At 55.8% G+C, this 19,899-nt stretch carries 11 protein-coding genes and 2 pseudogenes; 4 read left to right on the forward strand and 9 right to left on the reverse strand.

Annotated features, from left to right (window positions below; translation table 11 throughout):
* Positions 1–4 precede the first annotated feature (4 nt).
* Positions 5–772, reverse strand: coding sequence for a response regulator (locus LJU29_RS19740; protein ID WP_161796206.1), 768 nt, complete (start codon positions 770–772; stop codon positions 5–7).
* Between the two features lie 685 nt (positions 773–1,457).
* Between LJU29_RS19740 and LJU29_RS19745 the strand changes: the two genes are divergently transcribed.
* Entirely contained in the window at positions 1,458–4,370 is a 2,913-nt protein-coding gene (locus tag LJU29_RS19745; protein ID WP_122322946.1) for a ribonucleoside-diphosphate reductase subunit alpha, read from the forward strand.
* A gap of 274 nt (positions 4,371–4,644) precedes the next feature.
* Positions 4,645–5,892, forward strand: a complete 1,248-nt coding sequence (locus tag LJU29_RS19750; RefSeq protein WP_002554639.1) for a ribonucleotide-diphosphate reductase subunit beta — start codon at positions 4,645–4,647, stop codon at positions 5,890–5,892.
* 317 nt (positions 5,893–6,209) lie between these two features.
* On the opposite strand, the gene LJU29_RS19755 is transcribed toward LJU29_RS19750, so the two are convergent.
* The 3 genes and pseudogenes from LJU29_RS19755 to LJU29_RS19765 form a co-directional block, all read right to left on the reverse strand.
* Positions 6,210–7,190, reverse strand: coding sequence for an IS5-like element ISPsy2 family transposase (locus LJU29_RS19755; RefSeq protein ID WP_054078085.1), 981 nt, complete (start codon positions 7,188–7,190; stop codon positions 6,210–6,212).
* Between the two features lie 42 nt (positions 7,191–7,232).
* Positions 7,233–8,972, reverse strand: coding sequence for a hypothetical protein (locus LJU29_RS19760; protein ID WP_257111093.1), 1,740 nt, complete (start codon positions 8,970–8,972; stop codon positions 7,233–7,235).
* Positions 8,973–9,157: 185 nt separating this feature from the next.
* Positions 9,158–9,478, reverse strand: a pseudogene (locus LJU29_RS19765) (5-methylcytosine restriction system specificity protein McrC); the annotation flags it as partial.
* 63 nt (positions 9,479–9,541) lie between these two features.
* Between LJU29_RS19765 and LJU29_RS19770 the strand changes: the two are divergent.
* Positions 9,542–10,704 (forward strand): IS3 family transposase gene (locus LJU29_RS19770; protein WP_122320854.1). Its coding sequence is split into 2 segments (ribosomal slippage): positions 9,542–9,797 and positions 9,797–10,704, totalling 1,164 coding nucleotides; the frame shifts between segments, so codons are not numbered across the junction.
* A gap of 161 nt (positions 10,705–10,865) precedes the next feature.
* Positions 10,866–11,441: a BRO-N domain-containing protein gene (locus LJU29_RS19775; RefSeq protein ID WP_257111094.1), complete on the forward strand. Its 576-nt coding sequence runs from the start codon at positions 10,866–10,868 to the stop codon at positions 11,439–11,441.
* A gap of 52 nt (positions 11,442–11,493) precedes the next feature.
* Here LJU29_RS19775 and LJU29_RS19780 read toward each other — a convergent pair whose 3' ends face one another.
* The 5 genes and pseudogenes from LJU29_RS19780 to eprS form a co-directional block, all read right to left on the reverse strand.
* Positions 11,494–11,784 (reverse strand): hypothetical protein, encoded by a 291-nt coding sequence (locus tag LJU29_RS19780; protein WP_257111095.1) that lies wholly within the window; start codon positions 11,782–11,784, stop codon positions 11,494–11,496.
* A gap of 421 nt (positions 11,785–12,205) precedes the next feature.
* Positions 12,206–12,574 carry a hypothetical protein gene (locus tag LJU29_RS19785; protein WP_081023442.1) on the reverse strand — a complete coding sequence of 123 codons (369 nt, stop codon included), beginning with the start codon at positions 12,572–12,574 and terminating at the stop codon, positions 12,206–12,208.
* Complete coding sequence (locus LJU29_RS19790; RefSeq protein WP_306459378.1) at positions 12,571–13,788, reverse strand: DUF6861 domain-containing protein; 1,218 nt, start codon at positions 13,786–13,788, stop codon at positions 12,571–12,573. The genes LJU29_RS19785 and LJU29_RS19790 overlap by 4 nt, the downstream gene beginning before the upstream one ends.
* Positions 13,789–14,337: 549 nt before the next feature.
* Positions 14,338–16,105, reverse strand: a pseudogene (locus tag LJU29_RS19795) (autotransporter outer membrane beta-barrel domain-containing protein).
* Between the two features lie 58 nt (positions 16,106–16,163).
* Complete coding sequence (gene eprS / locus LJU29_RS19800; RefSeq protein ID WP_257111096.1) at positions 16,164–19,169, reverse strand: autotransporter serine peptidase EprS; 3,006 nt, start codon at positions 19,167–19,169, stop codon at positions 16,164–16,166.
* Positions 19,170–19,899: the final 730 nt, after the last annotated feature.

Below are 19,899 nucleotides of genomic sequence, written 5' to 3' on the forward strand. Positions count from 1 at the left end.
AAGGTCAGCCGCTGAACACGTGGCCGCTCATGTCCTGCGCCGCTTCGGGCACAAACAGATAGCCCTTGCTGCGCACGGTCTTGATCAGACGCGGGTGGATGGGGTCGTCGCCGATTTTCGGGCGGATGCGCGAGATACGCACGTCGATAGAGCGATCCTGCCCGTCATAACCCACACCGCGCAGCGCAGTGAAGATTTCCTCGCGGGACAGCGTGCGCCCGGCGTTGGCCACCAGCAGCCACAGCAGGTCGAATTCGGCGCCGGTCAGTTCGATGCTCTGCTCGCGCAGCCAGGCCTCGCGCAGGGCGTTGTCCACCACCAACGGGCCGAACACCAACCGCCGCAGCTCTGCAGCAGGCACCTGCGGCGCTTCACTGCGGCGCAGCAAGGCATGAATACGCGCCAGCAGCACGCGCGGATGCACCGGTTTGCAGACGAAATCGTCAGCCCCGGTATCGAGCCCCTGAATATGATCGGTGTCATCGGTGCGCGCGGTGAGCATCAGAATCGGCCCGTCGTAACGGTCACGTACCGAGCGACAGATACTGAAACCGTCCTCACCGGGCAGCATCAGGTCGAGGATCACCAGATCCGGCTGTTCGGCAATGATTCGCGCCGCCGCCAGCGCGCCATTGCCCTCAATACTTACGCGCAGGCCGTTGTTGTGCAGGTAATCGCTGGTCAGCTCGGCCAGTCGCTGGTCATCTTCGACAATCAGTACATGCCAGGTGTGTGGCTCCAAAGCAATCTCCCCTTGTTGTGGTTGACCCATTGTTGTTATTCAAAACAAGGGTTGCGGCACCGCGTCGCAGGCGAGTGTAGCAACCGCCGCCCACCTCGCACGACATCCGGCGCGGCTTAGCACATCACATGCCAGACAGGTCTTGCAGCAGCGTTTTTTTGTGATAGGGTTCGCGCCCTCAAAAATCAGCAACCTGTCGCCAGCACCTACAGAAATCGGTGACAAACGGTCACGATCCAGTAGTTATGCGGCCTACACGCATGGTGTGCGATTCATACACAAACTACACACACTTTATCCACAGGCGGTGCGTTGCAATTCATGTCCAAAACGCATTATCTTGTAGCCCGGCGACGAGACACACCCTACATGTGGGGTTTTGCGCAAAAACACCAGCACAACTCAAATGGGAAATTCAAGCATTTTTGTTGCGTCTGAGGGGTTGAACTTCAAGCCGGTTTAGGCACCCAAACCGCTCGCGCTTGAGCCAGAGCCATCCCGTACACGTTTTGCAACATCGAACACGCATTCTTCATCAGATTTTCAAAGGATCGGGCACAGCCCGGTCCTTTTTGGCTTCAAAACCTGGAAGCGGCTGCACCTCCCGCTTTCACCTTCGTTTTGGAGCCCTTGAGTCGCCTTTTGCGACTTACTGCTCGAAACGAAACGGTGGGCAGCAATGCCCGAACAAACTTAAAGGAACGTGGAGTCACACATGCAAACAGACACAACTCGCGAGAACTCGCCGACCGGCGCGCCGCAGGCCAGCCAGACCCCACAGGACCTGTCTGCCACTGCTCCCGGTCAACTGCGCGTGATCAAGCGTAACGGCACTGTCGTTCCTTACACGGATGACAAGATCACCGTTGCCATCACCAAGGCGTTTCTTGCAGTTGAGGGCGGCAACGCTGCCGCCTCGTCGCGCATCCACGACACCGTTGCACGCCTGACCGAACAGGTCAGCGCCACGTTCAAACGGCGCATGCCTTCGGGCGGCACCATCCACATCGAAGAAATCCAGGATCAGGTTGAACTGGCGCTGATGCGTGCCGGCGAGCAGAAAGTGGCTCGCGACTACGTCATCTACCGTGATTCGCGCGCCAAGGAGCGTGCCGTTCGTGCCCCTGAAGATCAGGTACAGGCTCACCCGTCGATCCGCATCACCCTCGCGGACGGCAGCTTTGCGCCACTGGACATGGGTCGCCTGAACACCATCGTTACCGAAGCGTGTGAAGGCCTGGCTGAAGTCGACGCCAACCTGATCCAGACCGAAACCCTGAAAAACCTGTACGACGGCGTTGCGCTGAAAGACGTCAATACCGCACTGGTCATGACCGCACGTACCCTGGTCGAGCGTGAGCCGAACTACTCGTTCGTCACCGCCCGCCTGCTGATGGACACCCTGCGCGCCGAAGGCCTGGGTTTCCTCGGTGTCGCCGACAGCGCCACCCACCACGAAATGGCCGACCTGTACGCCAAGGCGCTGCCTGCCTACGTCGCCACCGGTATCAAGTTCGAACTGCTCAACCCTGTACTGGCCGAATTCGACCTCGAAAAACTCGGCAAGGCCATCAACCACGAGCGCGATCAGCAGTTCACCTACCTGGGCCTGCAAACCCTGTACGACCGTTACTTCATCCACAAGGATGGCGTGCGTTTCGAACTGCCGCAGATCTTCTTCATGCGTGTGGCCATGGGCCTGGCAATCGAAGAGAAAGCCCGTGAAGACCGCGCCATCGAGTTCTACAACCTGCTGTCGTCGTTCGACTACATGTCCTCGACCCCGACGCTGTTCAACGCCGGTACCCTGCGTCCACAGCTGTCCAGCTGCTACCTGACCACCGTGCCGGATGACCTGTCGGGCATCTACCACGCGATCCACGACAACGCCATGCTGTCCAAATTCGCAGGCGGCCTGGGCAACGACTGGACACCGGTTCGTGCGCTGGGCTCATACATCAAGGGCACCAACGGCAAATCGCAAGGCGTCGTGCCGTTCCTGAAAGTGGTCAACGACACCGCCGTTGCGGTCAACCAGGGCGGCAAGCGCAAGGGCGCTGTCTGTGCCTACCTGGAAACCTGGCACATGGACATCGAAGAGTTCATCGAGCTGCGCAAGAACACCGGTGATGATCGTCGTCGTACCCACGACATGAACACCGCCAACTGGATCCCTGACCTGTTCATGAAGCGCGTCTTCGACGACGGCCCGTGGACCCTGTTCTCGCCATCCGAAGTACCGGACCTGCACGACCTGACCGGCAAGGCCTTCCAGGAGCGTTACGAGTACTACGAAGCGCTGACCGAATACCCAGGCAAGGTCAAACTGTTCAAGACCATCCAGGCCAAGGATCTGTGGCGCAAGATGCTCTCGATGCTGTTCGAAACCGGCCACCCTTGGCTGACCTTCAAGGACCCGTGCAACCTGCGCAGCCCGCAGCAGCACGTGGGCGTGGTTCACAGCTCGAACCTGTGCACCGAGATCACCCTGAACACCAACAAGGACGAGATCGCGGTCTGCAACCTGGGCTCGATCAACCTGCCGAACCACATCGTCGACGGCAAGCTGGACACCGACAAGCTCAAGCGCACCGTCGATGTAGCTGTGCGCATGCTCGATAACGTTATCGACATCAACTACTACTCCGTGCCGCAGGCCAAGAACTCCAACCTGCGCCACCGTCCGGTCGGCCTCGGTATCATGGGCTTCCAGGATGCGCTGTACCTGCAGCACATCCCGTATGGTTCCGATGCTGCCGTGCAGTTCGCCGACACGTCCATGGAAGCGGTCAGCTACTACGCCATCCAGGCGTCCTGCGACCTGGCCGACGAGCGCGGTGCCTACGAGACGTTCCAGGGTTCGCTGTGGTCCAAAGGCATCCTGCCGCTGGATTCGCAACAGATCCTGATCGAGCAGCGTGGCGAGAAGTACATCGATGTCGACCTGAAGGAAACCCTGGACTGGGCGCCGGTTCGTGCCCGTGTGCAGAAAGGTATCCGTAACTCGAACATCATGGCCATCGCACCGACCGCCACCATCGCCAACATCACTGGCGTGTCGCAGTCGATCGAACCGACCTATCAGAACCTCTACGTGAAATCGAACCTGTCCGGCGAATTCACCGTGATCAACCCGTACCTGGTTCGCGACCTCAAGGCTCGCGACCTGTGGGACTCGGTCATGATCAACGACCTGAAGTACTACGACGGTTCGGTACAACAGATCGAGCGCATCCCGCAGGAGCTCAAGGAGCTTTACGCGACTGCTTTCGAAGTGGACACCAAGTGGATCGTCGACGCGGCAAGCCGTCGTCAGAAGTGGATCGACCAGGCTCAGTCGCTGAACCTGTACATCGCTGGCGCTTCGGGCAAGAAGCTGGACGTGACCTACCGCATGGCCTGGTACCGTGGTCTGAAAACCACCTACTACCTCCGTGCCCTGGCCGCGACCAGCACCGAGAAGTCCACCGTCAATACCGGCAAGCTCAACGCAGTATCGAGCGGCGGCCACGGCCCGGACGACTCGGCGATCACCGCCCCGCGTCCAACCGAAGCAGCACCGGCCGGCCCGGCCCCAGTGCCAAAGGCTTGCGCAATCGACGAGCCGGATTGTGAGGCTTGCCAGTAAGGCAACCCCACCTCGCCCCACAGGATAAACACAACCCTGTGGGAGCGAGAAGCCAACAAGCCGAATGCTGACTTGTAGACTCCTGTAGGAGCGGACTTGTCCGCGAAGAGGTCGGCAAGGGCACACATGCCCTTGCCACCCTGCTCCTCACCCAAAGGCCTCAAAAGCCAAAAATTCATGTTCCTTGCACGCAACACCTTAAAAGCAAGCAACACCCCCTCTGGATCCAACAGGCCAGTCCACCCGACTGACCCTCAAGCAGGAGAAGTACACCATGCTGAGCTGGGACGAATTCGATAAAGAAGACGGCGAAGTAGTCGCCAAAGCGACCAACGCCGGTCACGCCAACGAAGCCAACATGGACCGCCTCGATAGCGCCGGTGGCCTGGCTGCACAAGAAGCCCGCGCCGTTACCGCCGCCGACTCCGCTGCCCTGATCCGCGCCAAGAAAGCGCTGGACGCACTGGACGTCGCTGAAGGCCTGGCCGAACTCGAAGGCGCCAGCGCCCGCGTCGCCGTTGATGAAAAAATGATGATCAACTGCCGCGCCGACCTCAACCAGCTCGTACCTTTCAAGTACGACTGGGCCTGGCAGAAGTACCTGGACGGTTGCGCAAACCACTGGATGCCGCAAGAAGTCAACATGACCGCCGACATCGCCCTCTGGAAAAACCCGGAAGGCCTGACCGACGACGAGCGCCGCATCGTCATGCGCAACCTGGGCTTCTTCTCCACCGCCGACTCGCTGGTTGCCAACAACCTGGTGCTGGCCGTGTACCGCCTGATCACCAATCCGGAGTGCCGCCAGTACATCCTGCGCCAGGCCTTCGAAGAGGCGATCCACACCCACGCCTACCAGTACTGCATCGAATCGCTGGCCATGGATGAAGGCGAGATCTTCAACATGTACCACGAGATCCCATCGGTCGCTAAAAAGGCAGCTTGGGGCCTGAAGTACACCCGTTCGATCTCCGATCCGAAGTTCGAAACCGGCACCGTCGAAACCGACAAAGAGCTGCTGCGCAACCTGATCGCCTACTACTGCGTACTGGAAGGCATCTTCTTCTATTGCGGCTTCACCCAGATCCTCTCCATGGGCCGCCGCAACAAAATGACCGGCGTCGCCGAGCAGTTCCAGTACATCCTGCGCGACGAGTCCATGCACCTGAACTTCGGCATCGACGTGATCAACCAGATCAAAATCGAAAACCCACACCTGTGGGATGCCGAGATGAAAGAAGAAGCCACGCAGATGATCCTGCAAGGCACCCAGCTGGAAATCGAATACGCCCGCGACACCATGCCCCGCGGCGTGCTGGGCATGAACGCTGCGATGATGGAAGACTACCTGAAATTCATCGCTAACCGTCGTTTGAGCCAGATTGGCTTGAAGGAAGAGTATCCAGGGACGACCAACCCATTCCCTTGGATGAGCGAGATCATGGACCTCAAGAAAGAGAAGAATTTCTTTGAGACTCGGGTTATTGAGTATCAGACTGGTGGAGCGTTGAGCTGGGATTGATAGGCTCGGTTTAGAAAAGCCAGGAAGTAAAGGCTTCCTGGCTTTTTAGTCAAAACGTATCAATGACCGACTTAACCAAAGCCAATCAGATTTTGCGTGAATCCAACTCACTCTCTAAAACTCTTATTCTTTCTTGCAACTTTTCATTTTCACTTTGAAGAACACTTCTAGGGAAGGTCTGAAGTAGCCGGATGTTTTCCGGCTACCGAGTCCTCAGCACTTTTCAAAAAACGATGCATGTCGAAATTTGCTCAATTATCTTCGCTTTTTAGCTCTTTCGGCCGCTGCAAAGCCTTTTGCGGTAACCATTTCCTGCATTACACGCGCACCTCTCCTGCGCTCGCCAACAAATGTCGACGGGCCATCCACAGGTTTGACAGGGCGAACAACGTCACCATCTGCGCGGTGTTCTTGGCCAAGCCCCGAAAGCGCACTTTTTCATAGCCAAACTGGCGTTTGATGACCCGAAACGGATGCTCGACCTTGGCGCGAACCTGGGCCTTGGCCTTCTCGATTTTGCGGATCGCCTTGTACAAAATACTGCGTTTTCCGTGCTTTTTGTAAGTGCTGCGGCGGGCGGCAATCTGCCAAATGACCTTGCGCCCAGCGTGTTCTTCGCGCTTCTCGACCCCGGTGTAACCTGCGTCGGCGCAGACTACGTTTTCCTCGCCGTGCAGCAGTTTGGCAACCTGCGTGACGTCTGCCACATTGGCCGCTGTTACTACCACGCTGTGCACCAGGCCTGACTCGTCGTCGGCGCCGATGTGAGCCTTGGCGCCGAAATAGTACTGGTTACCTTTCTTGGTTTGATGCATCTCAGGATCGCGTTTGCCATCCTTGTTCTTGGTCGAACTGGGCGCGTGAATCAGCGTGGCATCGACGATGGTGCCTTGACGCAACGACAAGCCACGGTCGCCCAGATAACCATTAATTACGCCGAGAATCCCGGTCGCCAACTCGTGCTTTTCCAGCAGACGACGGAAGTTGAGAATGGTGGTTTCGTCTGGAATTCGCTCCAGGCTCAGGCCTGAAAACTGACGCAGGATGGTCGTCTCATACAGCGCTTCTTCCATCGCCGGATCGCTGTAGCCGAACCAGTTCTGCATCAGATGAACACGCAGCATCGCCATCAGTGGGTAGGCGGGCCGGCCACCTTCTCCTTTTGGATAATAGGGCTCAATCAGGGCAATCAAACCTTTCCAGGGCACCACCTGATCCATCTCGATCAGGAACAATTCCTTACGGGTCTGCTTGCGCTTGCCGGCATACTCGGCGTCGGCGAAGGTCATCTGTTTCATCATCGAAAAGCTCGGCGACTGGTGTCCGGAGATTTTGCCAAATTAGGAAGTCTTTTTCAGAGTTTCCTTAGACTTCTTATCCGGGTTACTGTACTTGGGAATCTCAAACACCAACTCCAACTCATCTTTGTAAGGCATCACGGGTTGATACAGCTGATAAAATGCCCTGCCCACCGCGCCGCGAAACAGCTCTAATACCGGCCTATCGATTCCAACCGAAATCACGTGATCAGTAGCTATCCCTGGATAAGGATCAATAAAAAATATCTTTTTTATACCTAGCTGGTAGGCTTTCTTTGCACACAACTCACAAGGGCTAGCAGTGGTAAACAATATACCACCCGATACCTTCTGTCCCCCGTGCTTTGATATCTGAAGAAAAGCATTTTCTTCCGCATGCAACGAACGAGTATGAACTTGATTTTTTTCTCCTTCAATCTCATTCTGGACATTCTTAAAACAATAAGCCAAATTGCGACCATTATCTTTAGCGATCAAGCTAAGATCTTTATACTTGAGCTCCATAGCATTATGAAAAACCTTATCATTCAATTCGTAATCGCTGTAATCTTCTGGATTAACTCTATCAAGAAGATCACTTGCACTTCGAAGTAGACAGGGAGTTTGCCCCTGAGGAGTGCTATTCCAACCAACCGCCTTAATACTGTAACTGGCATCAGTTACTACAGCACCAACCTGTCTAGATATACAACCAGAGCTATGTTTAGCGGAGTATGCTATCTGCATGCAATTTTCCGCCGAAGTAGGCATGACTAATCCCGGATGAATCATCAACGTAACATACCAAGCCAGCTGGCTAACTAGATCATTATGAGTAAAATTACTGACCTTGGAGTTATGGATATGTATATCTGAATTTTCGATACATTCTTGTATATTTTGAGCTATAAACCTATTGGCACCCGAAAGCTTCTGGGGGTACTCTTTTTCATCCAGCTCTTTTATCTGAGCATCAGAAAAACCTCTTACAGCCCTCAAACTAAGAAGGCGCTGAGAGTTATCGGTATTTATAGAAACCAAATAGTAATTTGCATACCTACGCTTCAGATAGGAAGCCTCGTATGGATTTCTGATCGCGTCTATTACAACCCTGCACTCAACCTTCCGTAGTCTTGCATGTGCGTGTGCTACTTTTATTATTAAATTTATATGTTTAGGAAAGTTAAAAATCTCTGCCGAATTGAAAACATTGTCATTGGCACGGCCCGACGAGCGAATATTATCACCCGTCTTCTGATATAGCTTTGTAAATTCCGAGTCTGTTAAAATCTGTCTAAAGCTGCTCGTAACTGCAGGAATATCTTGAAAATACAGGCGATACCAATCCGTTGCAAAATCAGCTACAAAAGTGTACCCATGTGACATACGCTCGACAACGGCTTTGCGCACTTCTGAAAATTCAACACTGAATAACTCTGATATCTTAACTACCGAAGCATCCGTCAAAGAAACTCCGCGCAAGTAACTATCCAGTTCCAAATCAGAAAGCAGCAGGAGATGAAATGTTATTAAGCCACTTACCTCCAACTTATAGAAAGGCGTCCAACTTATAGAATCGATATACTTCTTTATTATTTTGTGCTTTTTAATTTCATTTATTGAAAGCCCATCATATCCATCAGATGGAATACCGAAACTGGGAGATGCTAATTTCTGGGCGGCAGTGGTACAGCCTGAGCCAGTTCTACCAGTCAGCCCGACTATTAAAAACTCTTTAGTTTCGTGATAAATATTTTCTATCGCCAGCGTGGTAGCAGACATAATCTCTCCTTGAAATCGTCAAGTTTGCGCACTCCATATGAAAGCATATAGCCATCAAAAGGTCTATTTATATCATTTGCCTTGTACATTCTCCAAAACCATTCCCCCTATAATTTACATACTGAGCGCAAGAAAACTTATACGATACTCAGTTAATAGCTCCTTTAGCTTCATAGAACTCATTTTCATTGTCGTGTGATTTTCTCTATAACTATAGTTTTTTCAGAGATCAAATCAAACGGCACCACCCACAACCTCAACCCCTCCGAAAACTCAAAAACCGGCAACGCCTCCTGAAACGCCCCACGCTTCGGATAAATCAGCACCAAATCCCCCTGCCTGCCTAAATACTTCTGCCCATACGCAAACAGTTGATAAAAATCAGCCTGGCTCAGGCCATAATTTTTGCTACCCAGCTCGCTGTCCAGCCGCTTCCATTTGGTGTCCAGAACCCAGCTCTTCTCTCCCTGAGTAATCATCAAGTCAGGCCGTAGCTGAAAGACCTTTGTAGTGGTCTAATGGTTCCGGACACTCATTTAGGCGAGAATATCGCCAGATAGAGGTGTCTGATGACCAAACAACGCCGTACCTTTTCCGTTGAATTCAAACGCGAGGCCGCAGGCCTCGTGCTCGATCAAGGCTATAGCCATATCGAAGCCTCCCGCTCGCTTGGGGTGGTCGAATCTGCGCTGCGTCGCTGGGTCAACCAGCTTCAACAAGAGCGCAACGGTGTCACTCCACAGAGCAAAGCCCTCACGCCCGAGCAGCAAAAAATCCAGGAGCTCGAAGCCCGGATCGCCCGTCTTGAGCGGGAGAAATCCATTTTAAAAAAGGCCACCGCGCTCTTGATGTCGGAAGAGCACGAGCGCATGCGCTGATTGATCAGCTCAGTGTCCATGAGCCAATCGAATTGCTGTGCGAAGTGTTCGAGGTACCTCGCTCGTGCTACTACAACCATTGCCTGCGGCGTCGGTCTCCAGACGCCGAGCGGGTTCGTTTACTTAGCCGAGTCAATGAGCTGTTCGGGCAAAGTCGAGGCGCTGCCGGCAGCCGCAGTATCGTGTCGATGATGCAGGCGGATGGCGAGCAAATCGGTCGGTTCAAGGTGCGTAGCTTGATGCGGGAGCTGGGATTAATCAGCAAGCAACCAGGCTCGCATGCTTATAAAAAAGCAACAGTGGAGCGGCCTGACATTCCGAACATTTTGAATCGGGAGTTCGATGTACCCGCGCCCAATCAGGTCTGGTGTGGCGACATCACCTACATCTGGGCGCAAGGAAAATGGCATTACCTGGCGGTGGTTATGGATCTTTACGCGCGTCGGGTGGTGGGCTGGGCGTTTTCGAACAAACCGGATACGGACTTGGTGATCAAGGCGCTGGACATGGCTTATGAGCAACGCGGCAAGCCTCAGGGCCTGCTGTTTCATTCCGACCAGGGCGTCCAATACGGGAGCCGACAGTTTCGCCAGCGGCTTTGGCGATACCGCATACGCCAGAGCATGAGCCGCCGGGGTAATTGCTACGACAACTCGCCGATGGAGCGTGTGTTCCGCAGCTTGAAAACTGAGTGGATACCGACCGTGGGCTACATGACGGTCCAAGAGGCTCAGCGGGATATCAGTCATTACCTGATGCATCGTTACAACTGGATTCGGCCACACCAGTTCAATGATGGAATGGCGCCCGCTCAGTACGAGAAAAACCTTAACGTCGTGTCCGGGATCAGTTGACCACTACAAACGTAGATGCAGTGAGTTCACGCATAGCTCCAGATTCCAATCGTTCTAATTGAACGGAAAATCTCGGCTTTGCTGATTCGCTCAGTTGGGTTTTCTTACGCCCGCTCTACGTTGGTCTTTAACGTCATTTCAGTTCACACGTAGAGGTCAGCATGTTAAGCAATCTATTTCGGGCAAGTGCTCGTCAGCCGCACGAGGTGTGTGTCGGTTTAAACCCAACCCCCTTCCACCGTCACAACCGCCAACTCCTCGCCCTCCTCCTCGAAAACCAACCCTGGTTCAGCGCCCGCGATCTCGGTCGCATGATCGGCTGGCCGTTGAACGAGCGGACGCTGCGCAAGCTGGACGCTGACCAGCACCGGATGATCACGCTCGACCTGCACGGCGAAGCGCAGTCAGAGCTGATGATCAGTGAGTCGGGGGCGTACGCGATGATGGTGCATCACTATCACGCGGAGAATCGCGGGTTGCGGCAGTGGCTTACTAATGAGGTGGTGCCTGCGTTGCGGGATGGGCAGGTGCCGTTTGATGACTGCACGCCGCACCTGAGCATGCTGCGGTGGCCGGGGTTGTCGGTGAGTATGTTGCACTGGCACGGCGAGCCGTGGATACGGTTGCGGGATATGCCGATGCTCTTGGCGCATCCGCAGATGCGGGTTGAAGCGCGGCCACGTAGTTTAGGCAGGCCTTGGTGGCGGGCGGTGCTGCCTGCGTCTCGGCTGGGTTGAATGCGTGGTGATGGCCGTGCCATGTGGGTAACGGCCATTGTGTATCGTGGGATCAGTCTTTCAGGCGGCGGCGGTAGTCGTTGATCATTTCTTTGGTGACATCTTCCTTGTAGCAGATCGGTGCGTAACCGCCTTTGCGGCTGTACGCGCTGCGTTTGCCGCATTGGCTGCCATTGCGAGCGGAATTGTAGGGGCACGGACAATTACCGGGGTAGCTGTCGATGGATTCCTGGATGATGGCTTTGACGATTGAGGCGTCTGTGACTTGGGTTTCTCTGGCGTTTGCGGAGAGGGCACAGAGAAATGCGAGTATGGCGACGAAGCCTGTCCCTGTCTTTTTCATGGCTATTCCTTAGCGAGCGCAGACGGGTGTCTGTTGCAAGGTTTTACCATGATACCAATGGGCCATCAATTCTTTAGCAGAGTCCTTGCCTGGGTGTTCTCACATCGTGGGAGGGCATTTTGAGATGTGTGAAGTTTTTGTAATAGCGAGGGTCGCCATATGGGTAGCAAGTGGATGCGCTTGTCGCTATACAAAAATCCGAGAGGGTTCGGAAAAGTGCCAAAAAACGACATAGCAGACTAGATGTAACCCCAGAGGGGTGACCTAAACCTTCTGCCAGAATCGAAAACAGACTTATGTATAACAACGAGCGCTCTATGTGGGGATGATGCTTGGGGAGGTTCTGTGTACAATTCAGAATGTGCAGTGCAACGAAGACTCGTGATACACATCGTCATCTTGACAATACCAGTTTTAAAAGTCAGGAAATCACATCAAGACGTCCGCAGGAGAAACTAATCATATCTCCGACGTTGATGTCTCCGGGTAGTACATCATCCAATTCAATAGTGATTTCACCTGCAATCACCAGCGATTTTTCAACACTAGCCACCTCAGCCAGAATTTCATGGACGAATCCATCGTCAATACGTAGTACGTATGGCTGAGAGCCTGCCGCCATCTTGGCTACATTTTTTATTGATATCGCAAGGACAGGCTCTAGCAGCATGTCCCCGACATTCATATGACATGGATGACAAAAAGCTACGCACTGAGTTTCAGTATCACCGATTGTCAGCATTGCTTCCAAAGCATCTTTCGAGATCCACTCACACTGTTTAATTATCATTTGGAAAATCCTAGACTTGGAGCCTTTCGCGCAAGCTCACTCACAGTTTTAACGTGAAACGTTGTTATATTACCAGTCGCTCTATCAACGCCTACAAATCCATATTTAGCACTACCTTCACCGCCAATCATCTTCACATAGCCATTCATTTCAGGCACAAAATCGCCATTTCTAATCACATGATTTGCGTCATCTAAATAGTTTTTAATATTATATTCACTTTTTCCAAACGCACTCATTAACTCTGAGCCGTGCTTTTCAAAGTGCTTAACTGCCTCATCACCTTTAAAAAATCTAGTTGCAGAATAGTTATTTAAAAGCTTTGGACTATCGTCGGCAACCTCTTTTTCATCTAAAGTCGAACCTGACCTACCTTGTTCAGGTGATTCTGATTCATGACGGCTTGATGATGAATATGAGGGTCCCTGTTTATCAAGCGCCCCCCTACGCGGCTCCGGCCTCTGCAAATCAGGTCGCTTCTTCAGGTCATCTTCATGCTCAAGCATCCACTGGCCCAGTCGCTCGCCTTTGGCGCTGGCCCGCATTTCATTTGCCAAAACACGAGCGTTACCGCGGCCGCGTGTGATGTACTGAACCATCGCGCCCAATAGCAGAATCACAACTTCAACGTGCCCTTGTGCGATTTCCTGAACCGCGCTGTTCTGTGCGACCGGGTCGTCTACCATGAAGGAGCTCCACCCTTGTTCGCGGGGGCCTTGCCATGCTGTGCTGATACCGCGAGTGTAGTAATGAATGATGCGCGGAAAGCCATCGATGACGGATTCAGCGATGGACTCCAGACCAAGAATCCCCAGTATGAAAGTACTGGCCTGCGCCCCTAATGTAGCGCCCATTAAACCACCGGGAGCAGCACCCACCCCGAAAAAAAGCGCGCCCGCGCTTGCACCGGCTACCCCTCCGACAAAAGCACTGCCCACGACGATCATGGCCATTTGGGCGACTACATCGATCAAGTCCTTGATGATGCTGGAGATGTCGAGGTCAACGAAACGTTGTCCCAGTATGCGACAAGCCTCCGATTCGGCGCGGTCGAACGCGGACCTGACACAATTGAAGCGGCGAATGATCAGCGCGGGCGACGGGACGGGTTCATTTCGATGCGTGCGAAAATGGCCCCCTCTGTAGGGCGCGATATCACGGTCAAGCTTTCGCCGTATGTCATCCCATGAGGGCAGCATGTGAAAAAAGAACATTCAGTGTCTCCCTGACAACTCTTGATACAGCTCTGCCTGAGCAACTTAACAGAAGAAGTGTAAAAAAATCCGAGGGGTACATGAAGCCCGCAAAAATTCGGAAAATTCGTACAACCGCTTTGGCGGCTCAAAAGCAGCCGTTGACTGACTCCGGTTTCCCGCGTGTGGTGCAGGCGTGAAGCCGAACTTGGCCAGAATCTCCGCGCAGTCTGGATACGAGCCTTGGCAAGCCCGGAGAGCAGGCTTCTACCCCTCAAAATAGGGAGTTTTGGGAAGAAGTTACGACGGTTGCGAAGCGGCCCTGAAAAGGTCACCTCGGTTGTGCCTGATGTACCGCATACACAGGTTTTGCTGCCGGTTCCCGGCAGATCGCGAACAAGTTCGCTCCTACGCCCTGCGGGCAGAAGCCTGGACTTATGAGTGATCCAGCATTCGCGTGATGGTTGGATATGACGCAGAGCGTCACGAGATGCGTGCCAACGCGGAGCATTGGCACGATAGGTATTACCGAGTGCCTGCGGGGCTACTGCACCCCGCAGGCATCCTCCATCAGAACTGCCAATCCAGCGACAAGCCCACGCCGTGGGTTTTATCCCGTGCACCGAGCAAGCCGTTGTAGTCCAGGTTGATGCGTGCATCCTTGCCCAGCGCCAGGCTGGCGCGGGCGCCGACTACGGCGGCGTCGCGGTCCATTGAGACGCTTTGCACGTTGAAGCTGTTGCCGGCGCTGGCGAAGGCCAGGTGTTGTTCCGACGAGGTGTCGCTCAGGTTGTGCTGCCAGCCGAGGGTGGCGGAGACGTCGAGTTTTTGTGTGTCGTTGAGGTTGAAGCGGTTTCCGGCGCGCATGCCCAGGGTCGAGAGCACGGTGTCGCGGTTGTCGTCGCTGCCTTTGAGGGCCGTGGCGCCGCCTTTTTCGGTGAAGCTGTCGCTGTCGAAGTGGACGTAAGCCAGGTTGGCGAATGGCTCCAGTGCCAGCGGTTGCAGGTTCAGGCGGTAGGCGGCTTCGGTGAAGACCTGGCTCGACTGGGCGTCACACTTGACCTTTTGACGGTCGGAAAACGCGCCGAATTGCAGGTCGCGTTTCACGTCGATGCGGTGCCAGCTGTGCGACGCGCCTGCGGTGAGGCGCAGTGCGCCCTGTTCGTGGCCGATGTAGGCGCCCAGGTGGTAGCTGTCTGCCGATGCCCGCGAGTGGGTGTCATCGCCCAGGCTCAGCGAGGTGTCGCTGTAACCTGCCATCGCGCCCAAGCGGGTGTGCTCGCTGATCAGGCCGTCGACGCCTGCCAGCAGGCCGCCCAGCGATGAGGTCGAGCTGGCGCTGTCGCTGCTGCCGCTGTTTTTGCCCCATGCGCCGAGCGCTTTGACCCACACCGAGTTATCTTCAGTGCCCGGTGCTGGCTGGTCGTACAAGCCTTCCACGCGCAGACGGTCACCCACGGCGTCGCGCAGTTGGCGGCTGTCGTTGATCAATTGCGTGGCGATGGCCGGGTGCACTTCGCCGGACAGTTGGGTGAATGCGCGGCGTGCGCTGGCGGCGTCCTGGCTGAGGATGATGCTCTCGTAGACCGAGTTGCCTGCACTCAGTTGCTCAATGGCCTGGGCCACGCTGCGCTGGTTGTCGGTTTGGCCTGCGCTAGCGAAGCTGTCGCCGTTGCGCTCAAGAGCCAGTGTCACACCGGTACCGCTGTAAGCCAGGTTGCCGTCGAGGAATGCGTAGTTATCCGTCACCGAACCAAACTGACCCTGAATGCCGCCAGCCGCCTGCAGTACGTTGAATTGCTGACCGAGTACGCTGCGGGTCTGGTTGCTGCTGAGCAGTGCTGCGTTGTCGTTTTCCAGAGACAGGGGTCGGTGCGCCGTCGTAGCGAAACGCGTCGCCCGCCTTCACCGGGATATACGGGTCGGTGTATTCACGGATACCGCTAGTGACCAGGTTGATCACCTTGTTGGCGCTGGAAAACTCTGGATGCGGGGCATAGACCGGCTGGTCGAAGATGCCCAGTTTGATGCCCTTGCCGGAGTAACCAGCGGCGTAGGCTTGATCGGCATTGATCGCGCCCAGGCCCCAGTCGGCATTGAATTCGGCACTGCGCCAGCTGGCCGCATTGCCCGCCTGCCCTGCTTCCACATAGGGTGCGGCATGTGCCACGCCCAAGGTCGCGAGGTAGCAGGCCAGTGCGCCGCAAGAGGCGCGGTTGATGGCGTGAATGGCCTGACCGAGGGGTTTGACAGAGGTGTGTCGAGTGGTGGATGCATCTTTCATGAAACGACCGTCCTTAGTTAACGCGCACGAATCTCCGCGCGCATGCATCTGCATGCGCGTCGTTCTTTTGGTTGGGGGGGTGGTTTGAGGGTTGGTTTAGGTGCTGCCGGGTTTAGAACTGCCAGTTAAGGCTCAGACCGACACCGTGGCTTTTTTCCCGGCTGGCCAGTTGGCCGCTGTAGTCGAGGCTGACCCTGGCGTCCTTGCTCAATGCAACGCTGGCATGAGCACCGACCAGCGCGGCGTCACGGACCAGCGGCGAGCTTTCGATACCGAAACTGCCACCGCCCGAGGCAAATGCCAGGTGCTGCTCGGAATCGGTGTTGCTCAGGTTGTGCTGCCAGCCGAGGCTGCCCGACAGGTCGATTTTCTGTCGGTCGCTGATCGCGATGGTTTTCAGCGCCCGTACACCGAGAGTGCTCAGCACCGCATCGCGGTTATCGCTACCGGCAGACAGCGCCGCCGCATCGCCCTTCTCGGTAAAGCTGTCGGTGTTGAGGTGGACGTAGGCCAGATTGGCGAACGGCTCGAGGGTCGCGGGTTGCAAGTGGATGCGATACGCCGCCTCGGTAAACACTTGCGTGCTCTGGGCATCGTGTTTGGTTTTCTCTTTGCCAGCAGCACCGCCGACCTGCACGTCGCGTTGTGCATCAATGCGATGCCAACTGTGCGCGCCGCCGAGGGTCAGGCGCAGTGCGCCGATTTCATGGCCGAGGTAAGCGCCCAGGTGGTAGCTGTCCACCGAAGCCCGGGAATGCGTGCCGGAGCCCATGTTCAATGAGCTGTCGCTGTAGCCCGCGACCACGCCCAGACGTGTGTCATCGGCAAGGTTGCCATCGACACCGGCCAGCAGGCCGCCAATCGAGGTGGTGTAACCGGCGGTATCGTCACGCGAGTCGGTCTTGCCCCAGGCACCCAGGGCTTTGATCCAGACATTGTCTTGTGCGGCCGTGTTGCCATCAGTGCCGAATACGCTGGCCCCGAGACGCTCACCCACTGCATCGCGGATCTGCCGGCTGTCGTTGATCAGCACGCTGCCAATGGCCGGGTAGATCTCGCCGGACAGTTGCTGAAAGCTGTCTCGGGCAGCAGCTGCGCTTTGAGTCAGCAACAGGTTTTCGTACACCGCGTTGCCTGCGCCAAGCTGTTCGGCAGCGGTTGATACGGCAGATTGATTCGGGGTTTGGGCGACGCTGCTGAATGCGCTGGTTTGCTCGACGTTCAGCGCGACGCCGGTGGCTGCGTAGTCGAGTCGGCCACCCAGAAACGCGTAGTTCGAAGTCACTGAGCCGAACTGGCCGTTTACGCCATTGGCGGCTTGCAGCACGTTGTACTGGCGACCTACGACGCTTTGGATCGGTGCAGAACTCAAGGCCACCGGCGTCGCGTTCTCCAGCGCCAGCGTCATGTTCGCGCCTGACACGGTGGCGCTTCCGGTGGCGACGATACGGTCACTGGCGGTGGGCGAAAGCTCCACGGCGTAGGTCGAACCCGGCTCGAGGGTCACATCACCGTTGACCTGCAACGTACCGATGGAATTACCCGGCGCGACGATACCGCCGTTGCGCGCTGTCAGCCCACCGATCTGGCCATTGCCGCCCAGCGTGCCGCCCGCATTGACCTGCACAGCGGAAACCAGCGAGCCGTTGACCGACAGCAAGCCGCCATTGACCAGGGTATCGCCACGGTAGGTGTTGGCGCCTTGCAGAATCAGTCGACCGGCACCGGATTTGACCAGGCTACCTTGGTACTGACGCTGAGCGGCTGCGGCGGCACGCGCGGTGCCGGTGGCGTAATCGGCCTGATCCTGCTGGCTGGCGGTACTGGCAACGCCGTTTTGCCAGCCTTTGCTGATCAGGGTTTGCTGCCAGGTGGCCTGCTCGGCAGTGTCTTCGGCCTGACGCTGAAGCAGCGCCTGATCGGAAATATCGTTGCTCCATACGTCGCTCACACCGGCACCCAGGTTGGCGTCGAAGGTGCCGAGCAATTGACCGGGACCGCGCATCGCCCGCTCAAGATTGGTCACGCCCCAGCCCACGCTGTTGGTCGGTGCCTGAGTGACCGAGCCATCGAGCTGGGTGGCGGTGGTCAGCAACACTTGCAGCGCCTGCTCGTTATTCAGGTACGGGAAGCGTTCCATCACCAGTGCCAGCGCCCCGGTGGCGTGCGGTGCAGACATCGAGGTGCCGGACTTGATCCCGTAACCGCCGCCGGGCACGGTGCCGTTGATCAGTCGCCCGGGCATGGTGATGCACCAGTATTTGGACAGGCCGCACTGGTTGTAGCGCTGACCGTTGCTGCTGTCGAGGCCCGATACAGCCAGCCAGTGGCCTTCGAGGTCTGGCTCGAAATACGGCAACGACGCCCGCACGCTGGCATTGGCGTAACCGCTGTTGCCTGCACTGAACACGTTTATCACGCCCTTGCGCGAGACGTTCGCCGCTTCGTCCAGCCAGGTTCCACGGTTGTAGTGCTGAGCGTAGGCCGCACGCACACCTGCCTCGGTGGCGTAGGTCACATCGGATGGCTGGCTGCCCCAGCTGTTGTTGATGGCGCGTACTCCGGCATCCGCCAGCGCCCCATACACCGCCTTGAAATACTGCGGGTCCGGGCTCGGGCCGAACAGGAAGCTGTCGTTCTGATTGGTGTTGCCGACGTAGATCTGTGCGTTGTACGCCACGCCATGCACGCCGACGCCATCGCGCGCCGCGCCCATGGTGCCGGTAACGTGCGTGCCGTGGGTATCGTTGTTCGGGTTGAGGGCGCCAGTGATGCTGAAGGGCGAACCGTCAACGTAAGTACCGGTAGCGGTGACTGCGTGATAGCGGGACGAAGTGGCTTCAGGGTGGGACGAGTCAAAACCCGAGTCCAGCGCACCGATCTTGACGCCTGCGCCAGTGATGCCAGCGGCGTAGGCCTGATCAGCCTGAATACGCCCCAGGCCCCAGTCGCTCTGGAATTCTGCCGAACGCCAACTGGCAGCGTCACCCGGTTTGCCCTGCTCGACATAATCCGCGTAGGCAGAGCAGCCAAACGTAAAAGACAACGCACAAAGAGCGCCGCTTGCTACAGGTTTAAACGAATAACGGACAGCACCCAAACGCTTGGACTTTCGCATCCCTGCATACCTGATAATGGTCGGCTCTTCATTGAGCGATTCCAGAACATAGTCTGCGGTTATGCACTTGGCAACAGATTTATTTCAATTCTAATACAAGTTTCAGGACATAAGGATAATGCATTACTGGATATATAGTTCAGTGATATCCGTTTGAATGTATTGAGTTTGTTTGTTTTTTTGATATGGAGGTAATTGAATTGAGTAGTGGCAATTTAATTGCACGCCCTCCACTTTTTCTAGTTTTCCAGCCGATATCTTCAACAACTTCAGTTAAGCGCCTTATTTATTCGGATATACCAATAATTGTCCGACAATAATTGATAATCACCCAAATGGAGTCTGCGTTACGGCAAACAGATGACGCGGAGCGTCATGAACTGCATGCCCACGCGGAGCGATGGGCACGATAGGTGGTGGGGTTGGGTTTTGCGTAAACGCACGCAGCCGCAATACCCCCGACTCTCGTTACCAGGCTGCGCGTGGTAATGCCGCTCAGGACGCTCTGCGTTCTCTTCGGGCTACGTCTTCTGAGGTCAGGCTGGGGTCTGGGTAGTGGGGTTGCTGTGTGAACGCAACCAGGCGCAATACCCCCAACTCTCGTTACCACGCTCCGCGTGGTAATGCCGTTCCGGACGCTCTGCGTCCTCTTCGGGCTACGCCTTCTGAGGCCAGGCTGAGGTCCGGACAGTGGGGTTGTAATGTGAACGCACCCAGGCGCAATCCCCCC

This window comes from Pseudomonas ficuserectae (genome assembly GCF_024584585.1).
GTDB classification, from domain to species: domain Bacteria; phylum Pseudomonadota; class Gammaproteobacteria; order Pseudomonadales; family Pseudomonadaceae; genus Aquipseudomonas; species Aquipseudomonas amygdali.

Coding starts and splice junctions, on each gene's coding strand:
- LJU29_RS19750 (WP_002554639.1), top strand. CDS start 4,645: ATGCTGAGCTGGGACGAATTCGATAAAGAAGACGGCGAAGTAGTCGCC.
- LJU29_RS19745 (WP_122322946.1), top strand. CDS start 1,458: ATGCAAACAGACACAACTCGCGAGAACTCGCCGACCGGCGCGCCGCAG.
- eprS (WP_257111096.1), bottom strand. CDS start 19,169: ATGCGAAAGTCCAAGCGTTTGGGTGCTGTCCGTTATTCGTTTAAACCT.
- LJU29_RS19760 (WP_257111093.1), bottom strand. CDS start 8,972: ATGTCTGCTACCACGCTGGCGATAGAAAATATTTATCACGAAACTAAA.
- LJU29_RS19785 (WP_081023442.1), bottom strand. CDS start 12,574: ATGATAATTAAACAGTGTGAGTGGATCTCGAAAGATGCTTTGGAAGCA.
- LJU29_RS19790 (WP_306459378.1), bottom strand. CDS start 13,788: ATGTTCTTTTTTCACATGCTGCCCTCATGGGATGACATACGGCGAAAG.
- LJU29_RS19740 (WP_161796206.1), bottom strand. CDS start 772: ATGGGTCAACCACAACAAGGGGAGATTGCTTTGGAGCCACACACCTGG.
- LJU29_RS19755 (WP_054078085.1), bottom strand. CDS start 7,190: ATGAAACAGATGACCTTCGCCGACGCCGAGTATGCCGGCAAGCGCAAG.
- LJU29_RS19780 (WP_257111095.1), bottom strand. CDS start 11,784: ATGAAAAAGACAGGGACAGGCTTCGTCGCCATACTCGCATTTCTCTGT.
- LJU29_RS19775 (WP_257111094.1), top strand. CDS start 10,866: ATGTTAAGCAATCTATTTCGGGCAAGTGCTCGTCAGCCGCACGAGGTG.